Annotated in this window: 14 protein-coding genes; 1 reads left to right on the top strand and 13 read right to left on the bottom strand. The window is 59.0% G+C overall.

From position 1 onward, the window contains the following. Positions 1-6 precede the first annotated feature (6 nt). The 5 genes from ACYQ2T_RS17315 to ACYQ2T_RS17295 form a co-directional block, all read right to left on the bottom strand. The gene (locus tag ACYQ2T_RS17315) at positions 7-1,545 is read right to left on the bottom strand and encodes a hypothetical protein (protein ID WP_459902104.1); all 1,539 of its coding nucleotides are present in this window, start codon (positions 1,543-1,545) and stop codon (positions 7-9) included. Continuing rightward, the gene (locus ACYQ2T_RS17310; protein ID WP_459902103.1) at positions 1,538-2,497 is read right to left on the bottom strand and encodes a helix-turn-helix transcriptional regulator; all 960 of its coding nucleotides are present in this window, start codon (positions 2,495-2,497) and stop codon (positions 1,538-1,540) included. The genes ACYQ2T_RS17315 and ACYQ2T_RS17310 overlap by 8 nt, the downstream gene beginning before the upstream one ends. Before the next feature lie 312 nt (positions 2,498-2,809). Next, positions 2,810-5,950 (bottom strand): type I restriction endonuclease subunit R, encoded by a 3,141-nt coding sequence (locus ACYQ2T_RS17305; protein WP_459902102.1) that lies wholly within the window; start codon positions 5,948-5,950, stop codon positions 2,810-2,812. A 154-nt stretch (positions 5,951-6,104) separates the two neighbouring features. After that, positions 6,105-7,334, bottom strand: coding sequence for a restriction endonuclease subunit S (locus ACYQ2T_RS17300; protein WP_459902101.1), 1,230 nt, complete (start codon positions 7,332-7,334; stop codon positions 6,105-6,107). Between the two features lie 58 nt (positions 7,335-7,392). Beyond that, on the bottom strand, positions 7,393-9,225 hold the full coding sequence (locus ACYQ2T_RS17295) for a class I SAM-dependent DNA methyltransferase (protein ID WP_459902100.1): 1,833 nt from the start codon (positions 9,223-9,225) through the stop codon (positions 7,393-7,395). A 346-nt stretch (positions 9,226-9,571) separates the two neighbouring features. Between ACYQ2T_RS17295 and ACYQ2T_RS17290 the strand changes: the two genes are divergently transcribed. Further along, positions 9,572-10,456, top strand: a complete 885-nt coding sequence (locus tag ACYQ2T_RS17290) for an ankyrin repeat domain-containing protein (RefSeq protein ID WP_459902099.1) — start codon at positions 9,572-9,574, stop codon at positions 10,454-10,456. A gap of 105 nt (positions 10,457-10,561) precedes the next feature. Here ACYQ2T_RS17290 and ACYQ2T_RS17285 read toward each other — a convergent pair whose 3' ends face one another. From ACYQ2T_RS17285 to ACYQ2T_RS17250, 8 genes are read right to left on the bottom strand one after another with little or no spacing between them, the layout of a single operon-like run. After that, on the bottom strand, positions 10,562-10,801 hold the full coding sequence (locus ACYQ2T_RS17285) for an XRE family transcriptional regulator (protein ID WP_459902098.1): 240 nt from the start codon (positions 10,799-10,801) through the stop codon (positions 10,562-10,564). Continuing rightward, positions 10,728-17,837, bottom strand: coding sequence for an LPD38 domain-containing protein (locus ACYQ2T_RS17280; protein ID WP_459902097.1), 7,110 nt, complete (start codon positions 17,835-17,837; stop codon positions 10,728-10,730). The genes ACYQ2T_RS17285 and ACYQ2T_RS17280 overlap by 74 nt, the downstream gene beginning before the upstream one ends. Then, positions 17,834-19,141 carry a hypothetical protein gene (locus tag ACYQ2T_RS17275; RefSeq protein ID WP_459902096.1) on the bottom strand — a complete coding sequence of 436 codons (1,308 nt, stop codon included), beginning with the start codon at positions 19,139-19,141 and terminating at the stop codon, positions 17,834-17,836. Before ACYQ2T_RS17275 ends, ACYQ2T_RS17280 begins: the two co-directional genes overlap by 4 nt. 11 nt (positions 19,142-19,152) lie before the next feature. Further along, positions 19,153-20,013 carry a hypothetical protein gene (locus tag ACYQ2T_RS17270; RefSeq protein WP_459902095.1) on the bottom strand — a complete coding sequence of 287 codons (861 nt, stop codon included), beginning with the start codon at positions 20,011-20,013 and terminating at the stop codon, positions 19,153-19,155. Next, on the bottom strand, positions 20,010-20,456 hold the full coding sequence (locus ACYQ2T_RS17265; RefSeq protein ID WP_459902094.1) for a hypothetical protein: 447 nt from the start codon (positions 20,454-20,456) through the stop codon (positions 20,010-20,012). The genes ACYQ2T_RS17270 and ACYQ2T_RS17265 overlap by 4 nt, the downstream gene beginning before the upstream one ends. Before the next feature lie 2 nt (positions 20,457-20,458). Then, positions 20,459-22,603, bottom strand: coding sequence for a phage tail protein (locus ACYQ2T_RS17260; protein WP_459902093.1), 2,145 nt, complete (start codon positions 22,601-22,603; stop codon positions 20,459-20,461). Further along, complete coding sequence (locus tag ACYQ2T_RS17255; protein WP_459902092.1) at positions 22,593-24,251, bottom strand: hypothetical protein; 1,659 nt, start codon at positions 24,249-24,251, stop codon at positions 22,593-22,595. The genes ACYQ2T_RS17260 and ACYQ2T_RS17255 overlap by 11 nt, the downstream gene beginning before the upstream one ends. Further along, positions 24,251-24,559, bottom strand: a complete 309-nt coding sequence (locus ACYQ2T_RS17250) for a hypothetical protein (RefSeq protein WP_459902091.1) — start codon at positions 24,557-24,559, stop codon at positions 24,251-24,253. Before ACYQ2T_RS17250 ends, ACYQ2T_RS17255 begins: the two co-directional genes overlap by 1 nt.

Below are 24,559 nucleotides of genomic sequence, written 5' to 3'. Positions count from 1 at the left end.
CTCCTACTACAAATTTAAAGGTTCGTCTGTTTGCATAAATTTATCAAACTCTTCTAGTGACTCAAACTGTAAAGTAACACCTACCAATGAAGCGAGCTTATTCGCATGTAAACAAAAATCATCAATCTCATTTGCATTTATAGCCACTTCAATCTCAGAAAACACTTCCTCAACTTGAGTTTTGAATTCCCCAAAATTTTTTTCAAATATTGCCTCCATCTCATGTCGATACTGAATCATTAGCCCGCGGGCTGCTTCACATTCTCTTTTTATACGGAGGTAATTGTCTTCAGCCATTTGTGCATTTTTAAAAGCGAAAAGGGCCTCATTATAAAAAAAAGAACTTAGTGAATACCCCACCATGCCACCAATCACCGCACCTGCCACAGGAATCGGAATAGCAATTTGTCCTAAGGTTGCCCCCATACCACCAGAAAGCATTCCTGTCCCTTTGCTACCAAGCTCCTCGAAAAGCTGGACCCCATGAATATCGCCTTTGATATACTTCGAGAAGGTTGTCCCAACCTCAACGCAAGTAGTGACGACCAAGGCTGGGAGTGCAGTTTTGGAGAGTGCCCGAATGGACGACTTCTTTGATTGCTGACAAAAGCTTTTAATTAGGGATCCTGCAGCACCTGTCCCATAACCAATCCCTGCCGCCTTTGCAGTACCAGATGCAGCATCTATAATCGCCTCCTGCAAGTCCTTATCATCCTGCATTACAGCGACTAAATTCTGAGCAAAGAGAATAGTTCCTCCAACAACTGCACCGTACTTTGCTCCTTCGATCCCTGCTCTATTGCTAATTTTGCAAATATCCCGCGCTGTGGCAAGGCTGGGGTGCTCACGATAAAAACGAATATCAGAACTAGTTATGCCACAGTCTTGTATATTATCATGAGTGGTAGAAAAATTTTCTGCCTGAATTCTTTTTCTCGCAGCGAGATCACTCTTCCCGGCCCTCTCAAGTTGATCCGCTTGCTGATTAAGTTTTTCAGCCTGCTCAAGGCAATACTCTTTAGCAGCTTCCACCTGATCTGATGGTATCTCGAGTGTCACTCCTTGATAGCGAGAATAATCGTTCTTGCCCCCTCCTTCCCCCTTAGCAATCTTATCAAGAAGTTTTTCTGGGGAAGCCACAACTTTCATTTGAGAACCGCTACCTTCTATTAATTCCCCTTCAACAACCTTAACAAAATCATAAACCTGATCATTGACCTTAAAATCAGGATGATCATCTGTACGAATTGTACGAGTTTTATTCCCCGCAATTATATTTTCAGCGTTATCTCGGCTAACCTTAGCAACCTCACCAGAATACCCAGCCTGTTGCCTAATATTAGTTTCTTTAAAATCTGGATGTACTTTTGATTCAGAAATTTGTTTGAGCCCGCGATTAAGTTTTAATCCAGTCTCATTATCTACTCCGCGATAGCCGATAATTGACTCAGCACTAGCGCTACCGAAACGATCAACTATTTCTGACGCAGAAGCCCCGACTGCTACATTTGATGCGGCATTGCTCTTTTTCTTCTTTTTACCCATGAGTTACTCCTTCTGGCTCAATTAACTTTGCTGATTTCCCAAAGCTTCTAATCCAAGCCATAAGCTCTTTCTCACTGACAGAACTCAACTCTAGCAAAAGCGCTCCCCCACTGAGTTCCTCAAGCTTTTGATCCTCACTCCAAATGCGCTCTCGGACATAATCCGCAGCCTCAGGCTCAAAACGAATAATATACTTTCTTGGTTCATGCCATTTCATACCGAATGCGCCTTCGTCATCAATTGTGGCATCAAAATCGAAAGACTTTTCTGTCTGAGTAACTTCATAAATTCTATGAATGGCAAAGACGGTTGGACGCTCTTTCTCACCCCCATCTTTTGAGACTCGATGCCCCTGAACATAAAGCGCCCCATTCATCATTATAATTTTTCCTGGAGCATAGAAATATATTTGGGGCTCCTTACGAGCCTTGGCCTTATATTTAATTAGGCAAACCTTTTTTTCGGCTGATGCCGAAATAAGTCTTTCGATGCGCCCAAAGTGCGTTGTATAGTCTATGTATCCTTTAGGCTTGAAGCCTATATGCTTTTTTTGGGCTTCACCTCGACGGGCAAAATCAGGGTCCGCCATAAGCGCCGAAAGCTCAAAAATTGTATTTTCAACGCGCTCTGAAATTTGCTTAGGAAGATGAGGAGCAGCCAAGTCATGACAAATGCTCAAATATCTGAGTTCTTCGAAATCCAACCCGAGTGTCCGCCTGCCTGAATACGATTTCAGCCGGTAATATCGACGTCTGTTATCAGTGCCAATTTCAAGGTTCACGCCTACAAAAGATTCAATTTCACCGACAAGTCGACCTACAGTTTGGGCCGAACAGTCTAGGTATTGTGCAAGATCCGACTGATAATGTTGTTTGCCATCAACCATGAGCTTTGCAAACAACCTAAGCAACTTTGTACCGTGAGAAGAATCTTGATTTTTTGGACGTGGCATTCAAAAATCCTTTACCTCAAATCTACAGCATAATGTTGACCACAGAACAAACACATAAATATAAGTTTCCTAATCAGCAAGCATTAAGGCTTCATTTCAGTGACCCTATCGTGTTACACTGATTGGCTATCTTTATGCCAATAGCTTTCCAAGATATGGAAAAGACAAACTAGAAAATTGACTTCATAACGATGTTCTGATCCTGTCAAAATGGATGAAGCCCTTACACACTGCCTTCGTGCGAAACGCTTTTCGTACACAGCGGACAGAGAAAGTCCACCCGTTCATAATCCGGATAAAGATGAGATAAACTTAGGCAGTCCATTGCGCCGAAAGCTCTTCAGCTTGGCGAAGGACGGTCTGGACTGCGAGGTCTTGCATATCCGGTGGGTAGCCATACTTTCGTAATATCTTTTTCACCAACACCCGCATGCGGGCCCGTGCACTTTGACGCCTAGACCAGTCCACCGTCACATTCGTCTTGAGCTTATCCAAAAGCTCGTGTGCAATGACGCGCAGCGATTTGTCTCCCATAACCTCTACGGCACTCTCATTTTCCGCGAGGGCATCATAGAAGGCGATTTCTTCCTGGCTCAGCCCTTCCTCTTTGCCTCGATCGTGGGCTTCTCGAATTTCTTTTGCGAGTTCAATGAGCTCTTGCAGAATCTCAACCGTGCTGACCGCGTTGGTGTGATAGCGGGCAATGGCCTGCTCTAAACGTTCCGTAAACTTTTTTGTCTGCACGACGTTGGACTTGCTGCGGGAGCGAATTTCGCCGTTAAGGAGTTTGCGTAGTGCCTCGAAGGCGAGGTTCTTCTTTTCCATTTGTTGAACTTCGGCCAGAAATTCATCCGAAAGGATGGAAATATCCGGAGAGGTGATTCCAGCAGCGGCAAGGATGTCGACAATCTCCGTTGAGACAACTGCTCGGTCTAGAAGCTGTTGTACGGCGAATTCCTTATCGGCGGACGAGGCGCCCGAACTTTTTACGGACTTGGTTAGTGCTGCGCGAATTGTCTGGAAAAAGCCCACCTCGTCACGGATAGCTCGCGCTTCGTCGCTCGCTGCGGCAAGTGCGAAGGCCTTGGACATCGCTAACACAGCATCTTGATATCGTCTGTGCGCCCGTTTTTTTGCGTCCTCAGACTTTTCCTTCTCTGCCGCTCGCCGCTGGTGCTCAAGAATCCACTCCATTGCCTCGGCCATGACAACCAAGCGCTCCTTTGGAGTACCTCGCAGTCCACGCTCGTAGTCAAAGCCATGAAACATCGCCTTCACCACTTCGTACTTTTCCTGCATGACGGCGACGGCCTCGCTTTCATCGATGCCTGCTTGCCTGCGGTCGGAGTCGGAGTACTGGCCGAGGGCATTTTTCAGATTTTGACCTATACCGATGTAGTCGACTATCAGGCCAGCAGGCTTGTCGCGGAATACACGATTAACCCTAGCGATGGCCTGCATGAGTCCGTGCCCCTTCATGGGCTTGTCGACGTACATGGTATGCATAGACGGCGCGTCAAAGCCTGTAAGCCACATATCTCGAACGATGACGATTTGGAGAGGATCGGAAGGATCTTTTGCCCTTTTGGCGAGCAAGTCACGGCGCGCTTTATTGCCAACATGCGGTTGCCATTCCTGCGGGTCGGAGGCCGAGCCAGACATGACAATTTTGATGCGGCCCTTGTCGTCGTCTTCGCTGTGCCAGTTGGGGCGTAGCGCTACGATCGCATTATACATGGCAACGCATATGCGGCGGCTCATACACACGACCATAGCCTTGCCGTCCATGGCGGCTACACGGTCTTCGAAATGTTGGACGAGGTCTTCGGCAATCATTTGTACGCGTCTTCGGGAGCCTACCAGAGCTTCGACAGTCGACCATTTGCGCTTGATCTGTTCTTGTTTGCTTTGGACCTCATCTTCGGTGATTTCATTGATTTCTTCGTCTATTTTGGGCTTTTCTTCGTCTGCCAACTCAATACGTGCGAGTCTGCTTTCGTAGAAGAGCGGCACCGTAGCTTTGTCTTCTACGGCCCGGGTAATGTCGTAAATGTCGATGTAGTGGCCGAAGACTGCCGGTGTGTTTACGTCATCCTTTTCAATAGGCGTTCCGGTGAACCCGATGAATGAGGCGTTGGGCAGGGCATCCCGCAGATATTTGGCGAAACCGTGCGCAATTTCGCCGGTCTTCATGTTTACACGGGCCTTGAAGCCGTATTGGCTCCGGTGTGCTTCATCAGCGATGACCACCACGTTGCGTCGGTCAGTGAGCTTTGGGTAGTCTGCTTCGCCTTGCTCGGGGAAAAATTTTTGTATGGTGGTGAAGATTACGCCGCCGGAAGCGCGGTTAAGGGCTTTTTGTAGATCCTCACGGCTGTCTGCCTGTTGTGGTGTCTGGCGGATAAGGTCTCGGCACATGGAGAATGTGCCGAAGAGTTGGTCGTCCAAGTCGTTTCGGTCGGTGACGACAACGATAGTCGGGTTTTGGAGTTCAGAGCGGCGCACGAGTTGTCCTGCGTAGAATGCCATGAGTAGGCTTTTCCCTGAGCCTTGAGTGTGCCAGATAACCCCAACCTTGCGGTCGCCCTCTGGTGCCGAGGCGTTTACTGTGTGTTGTACGGCTTTCTTTACGGCGTGGAATTGGTGATAGCCCGCAACAATTTTGACGAGTCCTTCCCCGTTTTCACCGAACACCGTAAAATCGTGGAGTAGGTCTAAGAAACGGCACTTTTCGAATATCCCGGGAATGAGTACGTTCAACTCGGGTGCCCCCTTCGTCGCGATATCTTCGCCGTCTACAGTTCGCCAGGGCATAAAGCGTTCGAAGTTTGCCGTTAGGGAGCCGATTCGGGCTTCAATACCATCCGAAGTTATGAGTACGGCGTTGGTCCGGAATAGCGAAGGGATTTGCTGCTTGTAGGTCTGGAGCTGGTTGTATGCTCCCTCAAGTGTGGCGTTTTCTGCTCCTGGGTTTTTGAGCTCAATAACGGCGAGGGGAAGGCCGTTGACAAAAATCACCACATCCGGGCGCCGGTTGGTTTTATTTTCGATAACGGTGAGTTGGTTCACCGCCAACCAGTCGTTGTTCTCCGGGGTGTCGAAGTCGATGAGTCGAAGTTTGTCGCCGCGAATGGTGCCGTCCTCGGCATAGAATTCAACATCAACGCCGTTTACAAGCATGGAGTGTAGGCGGCGATTTTCTTCTTCTAAGGTCGGAAATTCTGTGCCCATAAGCGAGCGTAGAGCGTCGTCACGGGCTTCTTGAGGAATGGCGGGATTGAGCCGGGCCATAGCCTTCTCCACTCGGGGAAGAAGGAATATATCCGAATAGGACGCGCGTTCTGGGTGCGAACCGTCCGGCCCGATTCCCGAGTCGGATTCGAGGGCATAGCCCAAGCTTGCGAACTGGTCCATGAGCACCTGCTCCAACTCGGCTTCGGACATGTAGGCCATGAGTTTATCTCCTTATCTTCAAGACGGCGTGAGGTCGCATGAGGTCAACGTCGGTCGTATTTTGAGATTTCCGTTTTAAGCTTCGGGGACCGTTGGTGTATGTGCCTTCGGGGTTTAAGGTGCACGGCTCGAACACTTGCCTATGTGGCGACTGTCACAGCACGTCCTCCACAGCTCGCTCGGCGTCCTTGATTCGGATTTCTCCTGACATTAGCTTGGGAAGGAGGAGGTCGCGGGTTTGGGCGAGGGCATGTTGCTCTTTAGAATTGGCGACAATTCTGTGGTAGAGTGGGGTCGCTAATTCTTCAAAGCGGTGTAGAATAGCATTGCCGGGGATTGTTACTGGAATAGGTCTAAAGGCCTTTTTGCTTATCTCCGCAAATGTGGACCCTCCAGAAATGCTTTTGATATACTCCATGTTTTCGGCACACCAAAGAAGGACGAAAAGGTTGCTCAATCGTTTTTTGCAGATCATGGCAATGAAACCTTGGTTAATTGCCGTCTCAACTTCTGCAATCGCGAGATAGCCAACAGGAGCTCTTGACGATAACAATACAGTCCCTATCGGGAGCGATCCTGAACTGATTTTTGCAACACCCTGGTCCGTGATTTTTCTCGCCGTATCTAGAAGGACGGGGGACGCAAGGCCTGATAGATCCTTAGGGGTCGCCCAGTGATGAGTTCCCCCCTCCCAATAAGTAGGTTCTTTCGTGCTAGGGGTGGCGCCACCGAGCACTTTAGTTTCTCTCCCTATTTCTGAATATTCCCATCCCTTCGGGTTCCCCTCATCGTCGAGGCGGTCAGGGAACAGGTCCCATATCTCCGGGGCGAGGTAGGGGGCGCGGCCTTCCATCTTGGCCTTTGTCGGGCCGAAATCCACGAACCAGTCCTTGAACATTGCCCGCGCCATGGCCTCCAGAGTCTCGTTCATCCGGCTGTTGCAGTCGATTTTGTCGTCAAGGGCACCGAGAACGGAGGCGATGGCTTGTTGTTCTGATAAGGATAAGGGGATTTTTACTTCCGCAGTGTGAACATGATTTCTATTGACCCCAGGCACAGCCGCCTTATCAGAATAGTCAAAATAGTTAATTGTTTGGAGTAGATAATATATGAATTGTGGGTCATTCCCTTTAAAGTCTTTGACCCACAAAGTAGTATTTAGTGGCCAGCAGGCAGAACGAATAAAGAAAACTTTGCCTATCGTTCCGTATCGCCCGGTAACAACAACAGGTGGGGGGACCTTAAACTGGTTATGGCTTCCACTGATACCTGAGGATGAGACGACACAATAATCACCTGCTATTCTGTCTTTCGTGGGCAAGTCAAAACCACGCTGTAGGGTCAGAACATCGCCAAGCAAAGTCTTTTTCCATCCGCTAACCATTGAGTTCTCTTTTAGCTTTTTGATTGTACTGTCTTGATAATAGGCGAAGATTTGTAAATTATATAGCGGGTGTGCATTGGCCTAAATTATTGATTTTTTTAAGTTTTTTCTTAATCAGGGCTGTTAGTTCTTCCGCATCATCAAACTGCCCCTCCAGCTTTTTACGCAATGCCGCGAATCGCTCCGGGAAGGGCGTGTCGTCGTCTTCCTCAACCGCCGCGCCAACGTAACGTCCCGGAGTAAGCACGTAGCCGTGCTCTTTGATTTCCTCAAGCGTGACGGACTTGCAGAAGCCGGGCACGTCTTTGTACTTGGCACCGTCGGAGGCATCACGCCATGCATGGTAGGTTCCGGATATTTGCTCTATATCCTCGGCGCTGAATTCTCGACGGGTACGGTCTACCAAGTGGCCAAGGTTGCGAGCGTCGATGAAGAGGACTTCGCCCTTGCGGTCTCTGAATTTGCCGTTGCCCTTATGGCGGGCAAGGAACCACAGGCAGGCGGGAATTTGCGTGGAATAGAAAAGCTGTCCCGGAAGGGCGACCATGCAGTCCACCACGTCGGCCTCCAGCATGGCCTTGCGGATGTCCCCTTCGCCGGATTGCGTAGAGGACATGGAACCGTTGGCCAAGACAACGCCAGCGGTGCCTTTTGGCGAAAGATGGTGAACGATGTGCTGCAACCAAGCGAAGTTGGCATTACCGACCGGGGGAATGCCATAGCGCCAGCGTACGTCTTCCTGTAGCCTGTCACCGCCCCAGTCCGAAATGTTGAAGGGCGGGTTGGCGAGGATGAAGTCAGCCCTAAGATCCCTGAGTTCGTCCTTATGGAAACTGCCTTCGTTGTTCCAGTGGATTTCCGCGTCGATGCCACGCACTGCAAGGTTCATCTTGCATAGTCGCCATGTGGTGTAGTTGGACTCCTGCCCGTAGACCGCGATGTTGCCGATACGGCCACCATGTTCGGCTACGAATTTTTCGGATTGTACGAACATACCGCCAGAGCCGCAGCAGGGGTCATAAACGCGCCCCTCGTAGGGTTCCAGCATTTCGACAAGCACTCGAACAATTGAACGAGGCGTGTAAAACTCGCCGCCGCGTTTGCCTTCGGAACCAGCAAATTCGCTCAGGAAGTATTCATAGACACGGCCTAGCACGTCCTTAGCCTGTCCTTCCTCGGTGCCAAGGCCAATGCCGGAAATAAGGTCGATCAATTCTCCCAGCATAATTTTGTTCAAGGCCGGGCGGGCATATTCCTTGGGGAGGACGCCTTTGAGACTGTCATTGTTGGCCTCAATGGCGAGCATGGCATTGTCTATTAGCGAGCCGATGTTCGGTTGTTTGGCGCAGGCCTTGAGTTGCGACCAGCGCGCCTCTCTGGGGACCCAGAAGATGTTCTCGGCCAGGTATTCGTCCATATCCTCAGCGCAGGTAGGATCCTCGGCCATGAGTTCGGCGTATTTGGCCTCAAAGCCGTCGGAAATGTGCTTGAGGAAGATGAGCCCGAGGACCACGTGCTTGTAGTCCGAGGGTTCCATGTTTTGCCGGAGTTTGTCCGCCGCGTTGAACAGTTCGGCTTCATACCCGAGGGCTGCCTCGCCGTTCTTCTTGATGGTGCGTGATTTGCGTTTTTTCGGGGAAGCGGCTTGTGGCGCATCAGGAAGAAGAGATACTTGCTTTTCGCTAACCGCTTTACCTTGATCGGCAATCGTGACAGAACCACCTCGCCCGCCGCCTTTCTTGATGGCATCCTCAGCTAACAACGCATCTCGGACGGCGTCGTACTCACCCTCAGGCCATCCCAATTCTCTCCGCAGCTTAATATTCCCAGCCTTGCCCCCAAGGGCATCCAAGGCGGCCAAGAACTCTTCGTGTCGTACGTCCTTCGTCACTATCTCATCCCGCGAAATGGGTTAAAAACAAAAAAATGCGCCAGCGAATCTGCTCGCTCATAACGCATGCCCAATACAAAATCCAGAGAGAGTGAGCTGGCGACGTTACCCGTGAATTAACGAAGTTACGCGACCATCACATAGCTAGCGGCATATGGCGCGAATACATAACGCACACAAACGAGACCTGCTCTCTCTTACTCAAGCCGAGCCGGACTCAATGCCTTCTGAATATTGCTTATCGCATAACTTTACTCTAACGTTTCAGAACGCTATTGCGTAGAGGTAAGTCTCTCCGCGTCTCCGAACATATCCTTAAAATTTCAAACACGATTTGGAGTCCTTAATGCTTTGTAAGTCTCAAGAAATACTCGATTTATCCAGTGAGCACGACTTACTCCAAACTCTTGAAATGATAATAAGTGAAGGAGATGAAAAAGGACTGGAATACATTTGCAACACCGAAAATATAGACATAAATGAATGCTTACCTTGTGGAATTCCGCCACTCCACTACGCATGCTCACTTGGATACCTTTCCATTGTCAATTGGCTCAGTGAATTCGGCGCCGAATTGAATTGGACCGAAGAATCAATCCCCCCTCCGATTTATTTAGCTGCAGAAAAAGGACACGTCCACATTGTGGCAACACTCATCGACTTTGGTGCCGATGCCAATATACTCTACGAAAAGTTCGATAACATGGGCAATATGGTCCTTCAGTCATGCCCACTGGCTGTAGCGATTAGTAATGGACACTATTCAGTTGCGGATTTTCTTTTGGAAAAATCCATCAAAGAAATCTGCATGCATTCCAAAGCACTATGGGACACATTCGACAGCTATCAAGGCACAGAAAGCACCCCTGCAATTCACACCGCAATAAAAGACAAGCAATATTATATTCTCAGGCGCCTTCTAAATAATCGAAGAGGCTCTTCTTTACACTATGAATTTGAATCGCACCCAGATGACCTTACCCCTTTAGGATACGCACTACTGTTAAAGGATTACAAAGCTTTAGAAATACTTCTAGAAGAAGGTATTTCGCCAAATGATCAGCTTGGCGAGATTGACAGTTATTCATATTACCCAGTCGAGTATGCAATACATCAAGAGGACCGCCAAGCTCTTAAGATATTGTCTCAATTCAATCCTGATTTATCATTGAAGACAGAAGATGGGCCGTCAATTGGCTCTCTCTTGCTCAACTTTTCTTGCGCCGAATAGCCACGCTGGCGCGTTCTTCTTTCCACCTGATCAAGGCTTCACACTGGACCCTCTCATACAACAGATTCATGAAAGAACAACGAACAAACGGGACCACTTCTCACTTCACACCAACTCCTCCGGCACCCCCACCACATCAATAAGCTGACGCCGTCGTTCCGGCGTCAGCTTTTCTGTTTTGGCTACGAGGACTTTTCCGGGCCAGGTGTGGTGGACGCCGAGTTGGGCGGCGATGTCTTTGAAGGTGAGGCCTTGGTCGCGCATCCAGAGTTCAAGGCGTTTTGCTTTGGGGACTCCGGGGCCGAGGTTGAGGGGGAGGGTTGGGCGTTTGATTCTGCGTCCCATGGCTGCTCTCCTGGATTAGGGGCTTGCCGATGCCTTGGCGGGCCACGTTGATCATTTGGATATAAACGGCGTCCAGCGCCTCGCGCTTGCCTTCTGCGGTGGCGTTTTCGTCGGCGTGGATGTCTCTAGCCATGCGTCTGAGCAGCGCAAGGGCTCTGGCCGCTCTGTCCATGGCCTGCAGGTCCGGCGGAAGTTCCACGCGTGTACCCGTTCCCCGCAGCCCTGCGCGTTGTTTGATGCTGTTGATCGTGCGCTTTCGCTGGTTGTAGCGCTTGTAGAAGACTTCGATGGAGCGCGTGCTGGTCGTGGGGAAGCGCCGTGCCATTCCCCTGATGCCGGGGAGATCCTGCCAGCCGTGTTTGGGGGCTGGCGGTGCTTCAACCACTCCTGCCGTCTCCAGCAGCGCGTCCAGCCCTTCGAGCGAAAGCCGCCCCAGCCCGCCCGTGAGCGAACGCACCAGGTTATCCATCTTGGCAGGATTCGCGGCTTCCTGCAGCCACGGAATGCGGTGCATGGCCCTCGCCAGCAGCTTGAGCGTCTCGGGCGTGTGCGTGCTGTATTGCAGCACCGGCTCCAACGCCTCCTTCCCGCGCGGCACGGTCGGGCGGTCAAAGAACCAGTTTCGCCCGGCCCACCATTCCACAAAAGGCGCCAGGCCCGTTGGCATGATGCCCGGCCACAGGCTCTCCATCAGCGCCCCACCCGCCTCTGTCAGGCCTTCCGGGTCTTCCTTGTCCATCCAGTCCAGAACCATTTCCGGAAAGCTTCCGAACAAAATCCCCGGCGCGTGGGGCTTGGGCAGGCTTACAACATAGGGTTTAGCGCCGTTTGGGCGGACCACAACGTTCCAGAACAGGATCCGCCGCCACGCCTTCAGCTCCTGATAAATGGGATCGTCCTTTTGCGTGAGCCACAGCAGAATGCTCGGCAGCGTAATGCCCATGAACGCCCGCGATGCGTAGCGTTTCGGGTTCTTCCGCATTGCCCGCACCATGCGGTCCGTGCCGCCCACCGTGGCCCGCCAGAACGCCACCAGCATATTCATGGCCAGCGTCTTGGCGCCACCGCGTGAGAAGTCGATCGTAAGATCCCGCGCGGCAATCCCGGCCTCAAGGTGCCCTCGCCCGCTGGCGTCCCGCTTGGTGCGCGCGTCAAAATCCGCCACGCGCGTGGCCTCTTCCGTGGCTTCAGAGAACGCCCTGAGCAGCTCGATGGGGTGCGTGATGAGGTGTTTGACCTGCTTCTTTCTGTCCGCCAGCAGGTGATCAAGGTTCTTGGAGAGATAGTCCCTGTCCAACGACACCAACGCCCCGTGCGCACCGCCACTGGCGTAAAAACGCTTATAAGCATCATCTCGCCCCATCACGTGGAACAGCCCCTTCATCATGGAATAGTACGGGACGTGGAGTTCCTCGGAATTGAGGAAGGCCTCGAAGGTATCGCGCCCCGGATTGCGCAGCGCAAACTCCGGCGCCAGCGTGGCCCCAGCGCGCAGGATGGACGCCGGCAGCGCCAGAATCCGAAGCAGCATGCTCGGCGCCTCGGGATTGAGGCCCTGCACGGCTTTGTACATATCCTCGTCCAGCTCCACGAGGTAGGGCCTGCCCTTGCTGTAGAAGATGACCTCGCCCGGCCCGGTGCGGTGGAAGTCCGGCCGGAAGGTCTGGAAGAACTTCTGCAGCGGCTCCAAATCATCAAAGGTGAGGCCGCGCTTCTTCAGCACCTTCTGGACGCCCTCGATGCCAAACTCTTCGAGGAAGTCCTGCGCGGTGACGATTTTGATGACCTCATCTATGGCGTCCACGTCCTCCACCAGCTCGCCCACCACGTCAAAATAGTCCCCCAGCTTGCCGCGCATCATGCTGAGCATATCCAGCAGCTGGCGCAGCGCCTCGCGCGTTTCCACGCGGTTGACCGAGGTGTGAAGGGGCTTTGCCTCAATCTTCGCCCCAAGGCCCTCAATCAGCGTCAGCTCCAAAAGCGCCCGGCCTACGCGGTTGCGCTCGGCCACGTTCATAAACGCGAAGGTGTTTTTGAGGATGGATTCCGTGGGCGGGATGATATCGCGCGAGCTACCCTTCAGCCGCTTCACCGGCGAGAACAGCCCGCCAAAGCGGCGGCGCGACGTCCCGGCCGATGCTGGCGTTTCGCGCTCCATGACGCGGTGCAGGGGCGTGTAGAACAGATTCTTCTTGCGGATAAACGCCGCCGACTCCGCAGACATACGCCCGCTGTCCACAAGCAGGTCCAAAAGCGAACTGCAGTACGCTTCCAGCTCCTCCGCCGCTTGGACGACTTCCGGGTGCGCCTCGCGGATTTCCGCCTCTGCGCTGCCCCAGACGGGTTGCGGGATGATGTTCTTAAAGCCCGAATGCACGCGGGCATCCGCCCGGGCCCGGCGCGCGACAAGGTAGGCGTCCAAAAACCGCCGCAGGCCTCTTTGTTCAATGGGGAGCAGAATTTCGCGCAGGGACGGGCCTGTGACCGTGTAGCCGTCCGCGTCCATGCGGAACGTGCCCCATTTGAGAAAGTGCTCAGCCTTGCCCACCCAGCCCCGCAGCGCCCACGCCAACAGGTACGGATCCTTGCGCGGGTCCAGCTTGGCGCCGCGCCGCTTGGCGGCCATGTCCGAAAGCACCTTGAAGGGGTGCAACTCGTCCACCACCTGCGTGTAGAGGTCATTGAACGTCGGGAACCACCGGCGTTTCCGGTCGCCGCGATGGTCGATGACGGACAGTACCTTGGCGACGTCCGGCTGGGCCATCCATGCCTCCCACTGCTGGCGCACGTGAGCGAGCAGGTTTTGCAGGTCCGGCTGCTTGGCGAGGTTGGTCTCGAAAAGCGCGCAGAACCCCGGCGCTTCCTCGCGCGCCACGGCCTCGTTGGTAATCCACAGCCGCACAAACTCCGCAAAGCCCTCACAGTCGAGGTCTGTTGCGCCGTCGTAGGCAAGCAGCTGCACTTCCGTCGGCATCACGGCGGGCAGTTCCATGAGCTGCCATTCCTGAATGTGGTGCGCGATTTCATGAGCGGCCACTTCCACGTCATTGGCCTGCAGGAGCCGCACGACCTGCGGGCGAATCTTGTAGACGCCCGCACGCGGCCAGCGCACCCCGCCGACGCGAATGGGGATGCCAAGCCCTTTGGCCATGGCCGTGATGATAGATGACCGCCGCACGGGATCCTCCAGCGCGGGAGTCGTCGCGATGCCTGACGGAATGGGCCTGCGTGGGGCGGTGGTCCGGCCCAGGGCGGCGCGCTGCTCTGGCGGTGCGCCCTTCCCCTTCTCCGGTGCGGCGGGCGGCATCACGTCTTTCGGGGTCTTCGGCGTTGCGAAGGCGCGAAAGGCCTCGCTCTGCGACGTCGCCAGCCCCGGCAAGGCCTGCACCTCGCCAAGGGCCATGCCCGCATGGTGCGCGTAGCCCTTCCACGCGGCCTCGAACTCGCGGGGCTTCATGTAGCGCAGGGCGTAAAGCAGCGACTGTACCACGCGGTCCTGCTTGGCGGGGTTGTCTTCGCCCATGAGGCTACCGGTGTTTAGGAAGGCGGACAGGGAATCGTGTGTGCTGGCGCGGAAATCCACGAACAGCTCCAAGGCCTGCCGGAACTGGGGGATGATGTTCCAGTCGCTGCCAAGGGCCATGATGCGCGCGGCAGACGGGATAATGCGGTCCACATATTTCACGATACTGGCGGGCAGGCGCTGGACCAACTCGTAATCATCCACCACCACGCCGCGCAAAACGCGCTCCACGTGGGCCTTGCCCTCTTCGTTCAGCCGCCCGTCCGGAGCGCGCAATCGCCCGGCCTGCGTCTTTTCCAGCGCGCCGTCCTCGATGAGTTGGTCCACCAGAATCCGCGAATGCGGAGAATCGAAATACTGGCGCAGGGTGTCGACATCGTGCATGGCGCTGCCGATGTGCTGCCACGTGCGCGGGGAGATAAACCGCGCGGCGGAGACGCCCTCGGCGCGGGAGTCCACGGCCTGCTTGAAGTCCCGGTTAAAGGCGCTGATAAGGCGCGGCGCCTTGCGCGGGCCCACGTCGTCCGTGAGCATCCGCACCAACACCGGCTGCTTCATGGCCGCGACGTCCTCAGCCGACAGGCCCACCAAATCGGCCCGCGCGGAGAGGGCGTCACGGTAGGCGGTGGCGGCTTCGGGATGGTCGCCGTAGACGCGCTCCAGAATCATGGCCCGCGAATTACCGCCCAGCACAACACCGCGCGCGTCCACCACCGGCGGGCCATGCACGGCGTCCACGGCCTCGCTCACCACAAAGGCCGGGTCAAAGACGTCCGGCTGGGCGCGCTCCAACACCTTCTCCTGCTCGCCTGTGTCGCGGTGATAGGGGCGCTCGTTTTCGTAGGGATAGGCGGGGTTGCGCTGAAAGCCACTCTGCGGCAGATGCGAGGCGGTTACGTCTTCGAGCTCGACGAGGGCGTAGACGGCGCGCTCTTGTCCGCCTGGGTGGCGGACGGTGACGCCTGCTCCGCGTCGACCTGCCGCGACTTCTCCTGAAACAGCAGTTTGCCCAGCTCCTTCCCGGTCATTGTGGTCCAGTCCAGTGTGCTGAGATCCTTGGATGCGTTCGTCATAGCCAAACTCCTTTTCGAGGATTGCCGTGATGCCGTCGTAGAAGCCGTATTCGCCGGGATTCAGGCCATGGGCGCGGAGCACCTCGGCCCGCGCGTCCTTGGACATGTCCTGCAGCTCGCGGCTGCGCAGGGTACGCGGGTCCTGTTCTGGCGGTTCTTCCACCACCTCTTCCGGGATCGGAGACTCTGACGGCTCGTTCTCCAGCGCAGCGCGCACATCTTCCACGCCCCAACTTTCGGGGTTGGTGTAGGTGGCGACGCCCTTGTCCCACTTGATGCGCGCAATGTCCCCGGACACGCTGATAACGGTGCCGGTGTGCCCTTCGGCCATGCTCACGCGGCGGCCAACAAGATCGGCGTCGGCGCTCTCGTCTTCGGCAGGAGAGGCTTGGGAGACAGGCGCGGGGGAAGGTTCAGGCTCAGCAGACAGCGACTCCGCAGGTGGCGCGGCGTCAGGCTGCAACGACTCTTCCGCCGCCCCTTCCGGCGCCAAAACCTCGCCGCCCAGCTCCGCTTTCCCCGGCGTATTCGGCGCCGCGTTCTTGGCGTCATCGGCCACCAAAGCGCTCACGAGGTCCGCCTTCTTGCGCGTAGTGGGCGTGAGGGCGCGTTCGCGCACCAGCTTCTGGAGCGCGCTGTATTTCATGGATTCGTAGGGAGTTGCAGAAGGCACCAAGTCAGCCCCCGCATGTGGAGGGACGGGGGCCGACGTGGATGAGGAAGGTGCCTCATTGGACGGGCTGGGATGGTGGGACGACGGCGGCTCCAGCTGGGGAGGAGAGAGCGCGCCGTCTGGTGCCGCGTCCGAGGCTTCTTCTATAATTGCGTGCGCAGTGTTTTGTCCAGCCTTTTCTGACGTATCCACTCCAGAACCCTGAGGATACTCAGCATCGTCAAGCTCCGGGCGCAAGCGAACGCGCTGGGTGCGCAGCGCGGCCTCACGTTCCAGAACCCGCGCGGCGTCAGCCAGCCGGGCGTCCTTGGGATCCTGCCGCGCCAGTTCGCGGATGTTGTTATGGATGGCCTCGAAGACCTCATCCGGCAGCTCACCAAGGCGCCCTTCGCGCGCGGCGTCCTCCACGAGGCGCGAAGCCTTGCGCCCGGTAAGTTTGCGCTCTGTCGCGTCAAAGACGGCCTTGCCCGCCCAGGTGCCACCGCCAAGGACCGTGGTCAACAAAACGGTCTGGGGCGCTACCTCGCGCAGCGCCTCCAGCCACGAGATATCCGGCACGCGCGGGTCCACGGCCTGCTCGATAGGGTTTTGCCCCTTCTGGGTGATGGTTTCGGAAAGGAGCTCCTCGCCGTACACACCGCCGACCTTACCGAGCACCCGCGCGGCAAGGCTTTTGCCAATCATTCGCTTCAGCGGCGTGATGAGCAGCTTCAGCCCTACAGCGTTGCCAATGGCCTCGGGAAGCGCCTCCCACAGGCCGTATTCCACGGCTTTGGCGTCGAATTCCTCACGGGCGGCGTTCCATTCCTCTTGGGTTAGCGGCTGCGCTTTTTTCCCGGCCGCCTTGGCCTTTCTGGCCTTCTGCTCCTGCAGGGCGTCGCGGTAGCGGGAGACGATATCGTCCTTGGCCATGCGAAAGGCTGCGGCGCCGGACGCCGACGTCCCGGCCAGCCACGCGCCGGGGCGCGCTCCGGGGACCGGGGCCAAAGCAACTGGCACCCCAGCGCCAAGGCCCGCGCCCATGCTGGTCAGGGAAAAGCCGAGGTTTCGCGGGAACTGCGCCACATCGCGCACGGTGATGCCGGGCAGGAACTCCGCGCCGGAGCCGTAGCGCTGCGCGTAGTCGTCGCCCCGCTGGCGCACGCGGCGGATAAAGGCGTCCACCGCGCCCTCCTCGTGGTCAATATCCCCGCCGCGCCACGCGCTAGCCATGGCGGCTGCCGTCTCCTCCGGCACGCGCGCAAAGGAGCGGCCAAACACCGACAGCCCACCCAGAAAATCCGTCTCCGGTTCCCTTTGCCGCCGCTCGCCGGGCTGTGGGCGGGTAAGGATGGCGTCCGGGATGGGCACCAGCATCTCATCCACACGCCGGGCTTCCTCGTCCGTCAGTCCCGGCCCTGTGGGCTTCGTGCCGCTCATGCCGGACATGACGGAGCCGGGCAGGTCGTCCACCGGGGGTGTTGGCGGATTGCCGGGAACACCCACGGCGCGCCCGGAAAAGTCCGGGGCATTGCGCTGGGCCACGATGCGCGGATCCTCCGGCGTCATGCCGCGCACAGCGTCGCCCGTGATGCTGGGCCCTCTGCCCACGCCAAGCAGCTCCCCAAGCGTGCCAAGGAAGGTGTCGCCCGGCTCCGGCGGTGGCGGCTCTTTGGGCGCGTATTTGTCGATGTAGCGCTGGAACTGCGGCGTAATGGCATCCACCACCGGGGAGAATCTGGCGTCAGCGGGCTTCTGCGGCTGGTCTCGATACGCTTTTCCCCTCATCGCCCGCCCTCCTGCGCCGCCACAAGCCCGCCCGGCAAGCCGCCTTCACCGGGGTACAGGATGCGCTTGATTTCATCGTAGGACAGGACGCCCTCGGCCAGCAGGTCTATTTCCAGCTCGCGACGGGCCGCGCCCCAGTTGGGGCCGGTGGCCTGCCGCACGCGCTCCACTTCGGCGCGCACGCCGTCCAGCACGCGGCGGCGCATGTCGTCGCCCACCTGCACGCCCGTGGCTTGCCGCGCCTTGGCCTGCAGCTGGTTCACGGCGATAAGGTCGCGCATGGCACCGGCGCTGCCGCCCTTGGCCCTCGCCGCCATATCCGCCAGCGCATCCTCCACGCCCTGCGTATTGAAGGTGTAGCCGCCCTGCCCGTCGGGCACCATCAGCGGCTGCCCGCGCTCGCCGTAGCCCTCAAGGTGCATGGCCATGGCCCCGCGCAAATCGCTCACTTTGGGCGCGGCCTGCGGCTGGCCCGAGAGCGGCTGAAAGCGCCCGCCATCGGCCACGCCAAGGGTGCCGTCACCAGCCTTCAAAATCTTTGGCGCGTCGTCCTGCTTGGGCGCGGGCTGGCCCTTGATGAGGGAGAACACGCCGCCTTCAACCGTGCCAAGGCTGCCGTCGCTGGCGCGGAGCACTTTGGGCGCTTTGGGCTGCTGACGGGTCAGCGCCGAGTCATAGACCGGGCCGGAGTAGCCGTCCAAACTATCGCTATAGACCGGTAGCCCCCGCGCGTCGCGGCCAATCTCCTCGCGCGGCTCGCTCCCGGCCAGAATCTGCACGCGCAGGCCTCCGGGTGCGCCCTCGTCAGGCACCACAACGCCCTGCCCCCGTCCGGGGACGTTGACCACCTGCGGGGCGCTCTTTTTCATCTTCCCTGCAAGCACCGTGGTCAGCCACGTTTTGGGATCCGTGGCCGCCGGCACCACGCGCTGCATCAGGTCCTCCCGGCCGGAAAAGCTAAACTCCGACGCCGGGTCGTATTCCTTGGTGCGGCCCTGATCCACCATGCGGTAGCCTTTAAAGGTAATGGCGCCGGTCTGCGGATCCTCGGTGTAGTCGTAGCCGAGGTCGTTGGGGAAGAGGTCGGTCCCCAGCTTCGCCACCACGGCCGGGTCGCCGCCGGAAAGGATGAGCGCCTTGGCAAATTCGCCCTGCCGCTGTGCTTCCTCGCGCAGTTCGCGCTGGGAGAGGAGTTCCTCCATCTGAAACTCCCGCGCCGCGTTGTCCGCGCGCAGCTGCGGCAAGCGTGCGCCAAGATTCACGCCCCGTTCCAGCCCCTCGCTTGCGCTGTCCCAAAATCCCATGGCTCACCCCCTTACAGCAAAAGACTCATCAACCCGATGCCAGCGGCCTGCCCGCCCACATTGCCAAGGAACCCGCCAATCCCGGCGCCGCCGCTTTGCGAGGACGACTGCGACTGCGTGCGGGTGCCAGCGTTCAGCGCAGCAAGGGCCCGGTCTGCTGGGTTGCCCACGGGCAGGCCCGGCAGGCCGCCGGTCTGATACGGCATGGCCCCGCCCGCGCCGGTGCTGGTGCTGGCAACGCCCGGCAGGCCGGACGCGCGACCACGCATGCTCATGGCGGTGGCCAGTTTGGACCACGCTTTGTCGTCCTCACCAACGCGCGCGGCGGTGCGCGCCCCGGCAGTTGTCCGCGCCCGGTCCCGCGCAATGGTGGACATAATGGAGCCAGAGCTGGCCCCGCTGCGCCCTGCGGCCCGGCGCGCCGCGCCTTCCGCGCCCTTGTACGCTGCGGCAACGTCCGCGCTGGCCCGGCCCATGGCGCCAAGGGTATCCGGCCCTTTGGCGGCCTGCGCGTAGAAGGCGTCCGCGACGGAGCGCGCCCGCTCCATCTCCGCCAACTGCTCCGAAACCAGCGCCTCCTTCACCGGGCGGCCGAGCTCCAGATCAAAAAGCGTTTCCTCAAGGCCCGCCTGCGCCACGCGGCGACGCAGAGGCAGCAGCTCGCGCTGGGTCGCCAGCTCCTCCGTGGTCAGGCCCTGCCGCTCTGGCAGCACGGCCAGATTCGCCTTGGCGAGCTCACGCTCGTAGGGCAAAAAGTGCTCCTTGTAGAGCGCAAGTTGCTCCTCGCTCAGGGTCGCCAGCTTGCGCGCGGCCTCGGGATCCACCGCGTTGATGGTGGTTGTGCTCTCGTATCCGCTATTGCCAACGCTCATGTCAGGCCCTCCAAATATTCGCCAAGGGTTTCATCGTGCACCATGCGCCGCACCTGCGGGCCAACGCTGCGCATGTAGTCATACCCGCCGATAAGCCCCGCGCACTGGATAATGACGTCCCCCAGCACATCGCGCAGGACAAAGGCCACGGTGCGGTCGTGGTCCGTGCCGCGTTCCAGCTCGTTGGCATCCAGCCAGCAGGTGATGTAGCAGCGCATGAGCGGCTGGAGCATAGCCCGGTGACGCCGGAAAAAGTGGTTCTCCGGGATGCCCACCAGCGCCAGCCAAAAGGCCTTGCTCACGGCCTGCGGCGGCACTACGCGGTCGCCGTCCACAAGGTCGTCCCAGATTTGGCTGAGCAGCCCCATGTCCTCCACAAGGCGCACGGCCTCCGGCTCATTCTGCAAAACGTCCGCCCAGCGGGCATATTCCTGCGTTGGCATGGCTATTCCCCTATGGCGATGATGTTCACGTCCCCACTGGCGAGGACCGTGGCGCTGGCAAGGTGAAAGTCAAACGCGTCGAACTGGATTTCGTTGGTGATCCCGGACGGATTTGTGGCGTAGCGCCACAGCGTGGCGGAAACGGTGACGCTGGTCAGCGTCAGCGACGCCGACGCCGCGCAATTGGTGAGCGAGGTGAAAGCCAGCTCAAAGGACGAGGACGACAGCACCGAGCCTGCACCGTCGTTTTCACTGCGGCTGACGGACGTGGAGCCGCCACCAAACGTGGTGTACCACTGCCCCACGCCGGAAAGGCGCACCTCCGCGATGACGCTGGCGCCGTCGCCGTCCACCATGGCCTGCGTCACATCCACCTGCCCGGAAAAATTCCACGTGTAGTCCACGGAATGGACGTTCCAGCCGGACGTACTCACCGCAGGCATCGCCACGCCCGCGCTGGTGGACACGGGGCCGCTTGAGGATGAACCGTTCAGGCTGAGCGCCGTACCGGGGCTGACCTGCGCCGTGCGCGTGGTCCACTCCTTTTCCGGCGCGGACACGGTGAAGGTGCCGCCCGCCAGCTCGCCCATGGCCTGCACCGCCAGCGCATGCGTGCCAGCGCTGAGCGAGAGGGAAAACGCGTCGGCCACAGAGTCCAGCGTGGGGCCAATGGTGACGCTGCGCCACGGTTGCGCCGCGCCGTCCACCACCACGCGCCACTTTATACGCTTGGCGTAGAACGTGTTGCTGGTGCCCGTTGGGGTGACGGACTTGAGGCGCACGCGGACGGTGACGCCGTCACAGTTGGCGGGAGTATGCACGGTGCCCGTGGCGAAGGTCGTGTTGTCCGAGGATGACGAGCCGGCCAGCCCCACCACCTGACTGCCGCCCGCCGGGTCCAACGTCAGTTGGGCCACGGGCAGCACCTCCCAAAAGTCGGTGAGGCCGAACTTTTTGCGCACCTGCGCCCCAAGGTGGAAGAATTGATTCTGCCCGCTGTGCTCGCCGCTATAGCACTGCAAATTAGCGGGGGAGACGAGCACGCTTGGCTGCGTGCGGAAGTAGCCAAGGTCCGCCCACTGGTTGTTGGGCACGGCCACAAGGTGGTTCCAGTTCTTCACGTTCTTGGCGAGGCGGTGGGCGCCGTCCAGCCAGCGGTAGAAGCGCAGGTCCCCGTCCTCCAGCTGGGCAAAGTCAAAGCCCTGATTCACGCTGCCGTCCTCATTCACCGCGCCATCCGGGCCAATGAGCAGGCGCGCGTGGTTGGCGCCAACGTTGCCGGTATCCAGCAGCACGTTTCCGGCTCCGGCGTAGAGCACGCCGCCTTCGGCAAGCCGCAGCGCCGCCCGCGCACTGATTTCGCGGCCCGTGAGGGTGCCGGCCTCCACCATTTGGGCAATGATGGTACCGTCGCAGACCATGTTCGCCGCCAGACCCACAGCGGGCTGCCCGGCAATGCTGCCCACGGCAAAGACCGGCTTTGGCGCAAGCCCCTCCTGCGGCAGCGCCACCTTGAAGCTGTCCGCGATAATGGTGTGCACCGCGCCGTAGCGGGTGTCGTCAAAGAGTTTGGTCAGGGCCTCGTTGATGGTGGCCGGGAACACCGCCGGCGCCACGGCCCCGCCCTGCACGTCCGGCGGCGTCCACACGGAATAGCGCTCCATATAGGACTTGGAGCGCACCCAGTAGTAGGCGTCGGCCATAGTGGAGACGGCGGTATCGCGAAACGTGTCCACCGGCTTGGTGACCACGCCCACACGCTGGGCGTCCCGGCGGTCCGGCGTCAGCGAGCGCCAGACCTCCACATGCCACAGGCGCTCGTCGTCCGGCAGGGTCCACGACAGATGCGCCGACGCCATCTGACGCTGCACAACAAGGTTCGTTGGCGGATTGGGCGCGCGCTCGTCGGTTTGCAGGGTGGAAAAGTTGAACATGGCGCGGGTGGAGCGGGCAAAACGCGCCGGCGGCACGCCGATGGTGTCAAGGTCGCGCACGAGAAGCGCGCGGTCAAAGGCAGCGCCAGAGCGCCGCCCAAGGAGCACCTCCAGCACCTCGCGAACGCGGGTGAAAAACGCGGCCTGCTCCGGGGCAAGCCCCACCGGAACAGCCGGAAGCTGGGGGAGTAGCGTCCTCGGTTTACCCGCCACGGCACACCTCCGACACGCTCAGACCAAGGCGCAGCTCGCGCACTAGGGCCGTCCCTTCCAGACGAATGGCGTAGCGCCGCGCCCGCGCGCCGCCCGGCAGGCGGAACACCGCGTCATCCGTGACCTCATGCGCGAAGATGTCCGTCCCGTCTTGGACGAGGATGAAGGTCACGCTCCGCCCGGCGGCAAACTCGCCGCGTACCTGCGCCGCGCGCGGGGTGACGGCAATGCCCGTCACAATGTCCCGGCTCTGCCATGCGTAGGTGAGCGGCGCGCCCTGCTTGAAGGTCTGCGCGGCAGAGGCACCGGCGGACTCGGTGAGCAAATGGAGCGTGTCGGTCTGCGGATCCACATGCGCTGCCCACACCGCGCCCGGCAGGGCAAAGCGCTGGCATTCGCTGCCGTCAAAGGCGATGCGGTACCCCGCGCCCGTGCCGCGCACAAAGGCGAGGTACGCGCCGCCATAGAGCACCGCGCACCAGTCCTGCGGCGCAAGCTCCTGCCACTGCTCCCGCGTGAACAGCCCGCGCGTCACGCACTCCCCGCTGACGCCGCGCAGCACGAACAGGCCTTCTGCGCTAGCGTAGGCCACGCCGCCCGGAATATTCACAAGGCTCGCCCCGCTTACGCAGCCCTGCATAAACGGCAGCGGGCGCAGGGTCATGCTGGCCGGGTCCGCGCCCTCCAGCAGATAGGGGCGCGTGCGCGTGGCCGCCACCACAATGCCGCCCATATGCCCAAGGCCCATCACCTCGGACTCGCAAAACCGCCGGTAGTCCACGCTTCCGTCGTTTTCGCCGCGCGGAAAGGCATACGGCACGCGCGCTGGCGAGACATACAGCGTATTCCCGGCGTGCCCCACCAGCACGCCATTATCCGTGGCGATGCACCCTGTCAGCGCATCTGGCGGCGCGTCCCAACCTTCGGTTTCCAGCGCGTCCCCGGGCAGGTCGGCCTCGGCCTGCGCGTCTACATACGCGCCCTGCGTGGCGGGGATTTCGGCCACAAACAGATACGCCGCCCCGCTCGTCCCGGCCACGGTGCGGTAGACGCGAATGTGCGACACCGTCAGGCCCGCGAGGACCGGCAGCGCAAAGCCACTGACGCGCACGCTCTGCCCGTCAGAGACGTCCACCACCGGCGTTGGCGGCGAGGGCGCGGACTCGCGAAGCGCTGCTCCGCCCTCGGCCCACGGCGCGCACAGGGTGTAGACATAGGACGACGAACGCGCCACCTCATCCCCGGCCTCGCCCACCAGCTCCAGAACCGGCGCGGTCTGCGGGGCGGGAATGCCTAGGCGTAAGGTCTCGTGCGGGGGCGCGGCCCCAGCTCCAGAGGTGGCAAGGCTATGGTCGGTAAGCTGGGGCGGCCCGTCTCCAAAGATGAAGATGCGCCCGGCGGTATCCTCGGCAAAGGCGCGCACCACCGAGACAGGCGCCGTCCACGCCAACCAGTCGCCCTCCAGCAGGAAGATACGCCGCACGTCGCCGGTATGGGGCAAAGGCGTTGCCGCCCCAAGGCCCGCCAGTGGCGCAAGAGTGCCGCGCGCAAGGTCGCAGTTTTGAGCTAGTGCGGCGTGCTCCGGCGGCAGCAGCTCCGGCGCGGCGCTGGGGATTTCGCCCCGGAAGAGGCGCGTGCGAAACAGCATTACAGCACTCCCACGCACTGAGTGAGGGGCGTTCCGGCGTCGTCCTGTCCGCTGGCGATAACGCGCGCCCACGCCTCCACCTCGCTCTCCCCGGCGGCGGCTATGACCTCGGCGCGCGGATACTCGCTCCGGTGCCGGTCCACGGTGAACGCCTCGGTGCGCGCCTCCAGATGCGCCATAATGCCCGCCGTGTCGCCCGCAAGCGCCGCCGGCACATCGCCGCACCGCCATGCGCGCCCGTCCAGCGCAAACTCCACATGGAGCCGGTCTCCGTCCGGGCGCTCTCTGATGCTGAGCACTTCAATCAT

This window comes from Desulfobaculum senezii (assembly GCF_054657395.1).
This window is presented reverse-complemented; position numbering and strand designations above follow the sequence as displayed.

Excerpts from the sequence above, each read along its gene's own strand:
- ACYQ2T_RS17250 (WP_459902091.1), bottom strand. The coding sequence starts at position 24,559 with ATGATTGAAGTGCTCAGCATCAGAGAGCGCCCGGACGGAGACCGGCTC.
- ACYQ2T_RS17315 (WP_459902104.1), bottom strand. The coding sequence starts at position 1,545 with ATGGGTAAAAAGAAGAAAAAGAGCAATGCCGCATCAAATGTAGCAGTC.
- ACYQ2T_RS17290 (WP_459902099.1), top strand. The coding sequence starts at position 9,572 with ATGCTTTGTAAGTCTCAAGAAATACTCGATTTATCCAGTGAGCACGAC.
- ACYQ2T_RS17305 (WP_459902102.1), bottom strand. The coding sequence starts at position 5,950 with ATGGCCTACATGTCCGAAGCCGAGTTGGAGCAGGTGCTCATGGACCAG.
- ACYQ2T_RS17280 (WP_459902097.1), bottom strand. The coding sequence starts at position 17,837 with ATGAGGGGAAAAGCGTATCGAGACCAGCCGCAGAAGCCCGCTGACGCC.
- ACYQ2T_RS17285 (WP_459902098.1), bottom strand. The coding sequence starts at position 10,801 with ATGGGACGCAGAATCAAACGCCCAACCCTCCCCCTCAACCTCGGCCCC.
- ACYQ2T_RS17255 (WP_459902092.1), bottom strand. The coding sequence starts at position 24,251 with ATGCTGTTTCGCACGCGCCTCTTCCGGGGCGAAATCCCCAGCGCCGCG.
- ACYQ2T_RS17270 (WP_459902095.1), bottom strand. The coding sequence starts at position 20,013 with ATGAGCGTTGGCAATAGCGGATACGAGAGCACAACCACCATCAACGCG.
- ACYQ2T_RS17265 (WP_459902094.1), bottom strand. The coding sequence starts at position 20,456 with ATGCCAACGCAGGAATATGCCCGCTGGGCGGACGTTTTGCAGAATGAG.
- ACYQ2T_RS17310 (WP_459902103.1), bottom strand. The coding sequence starts at position 2,497 with ATGCCACGTCCAAAAAATCAAGATTCTTCTCACGGTACAAAGTTGCTT.
- ACYQ2T_RS17300 (WP_459902101.1), bottom strand. The coding sequence starts at position 7,334 with ATGGTTAGCGGATGGAAAAAGACTTTGCTTGGCGATGTTCTGACCCTA.
- ACYQ2T_RS17275 (WP_459902096.1), bottom strand. The coding sequence starts at position 19,141 with ATGGGATTTTGGGACAGCGCAAGCGAGGGGCTGGAACGGGGCGTGAAT.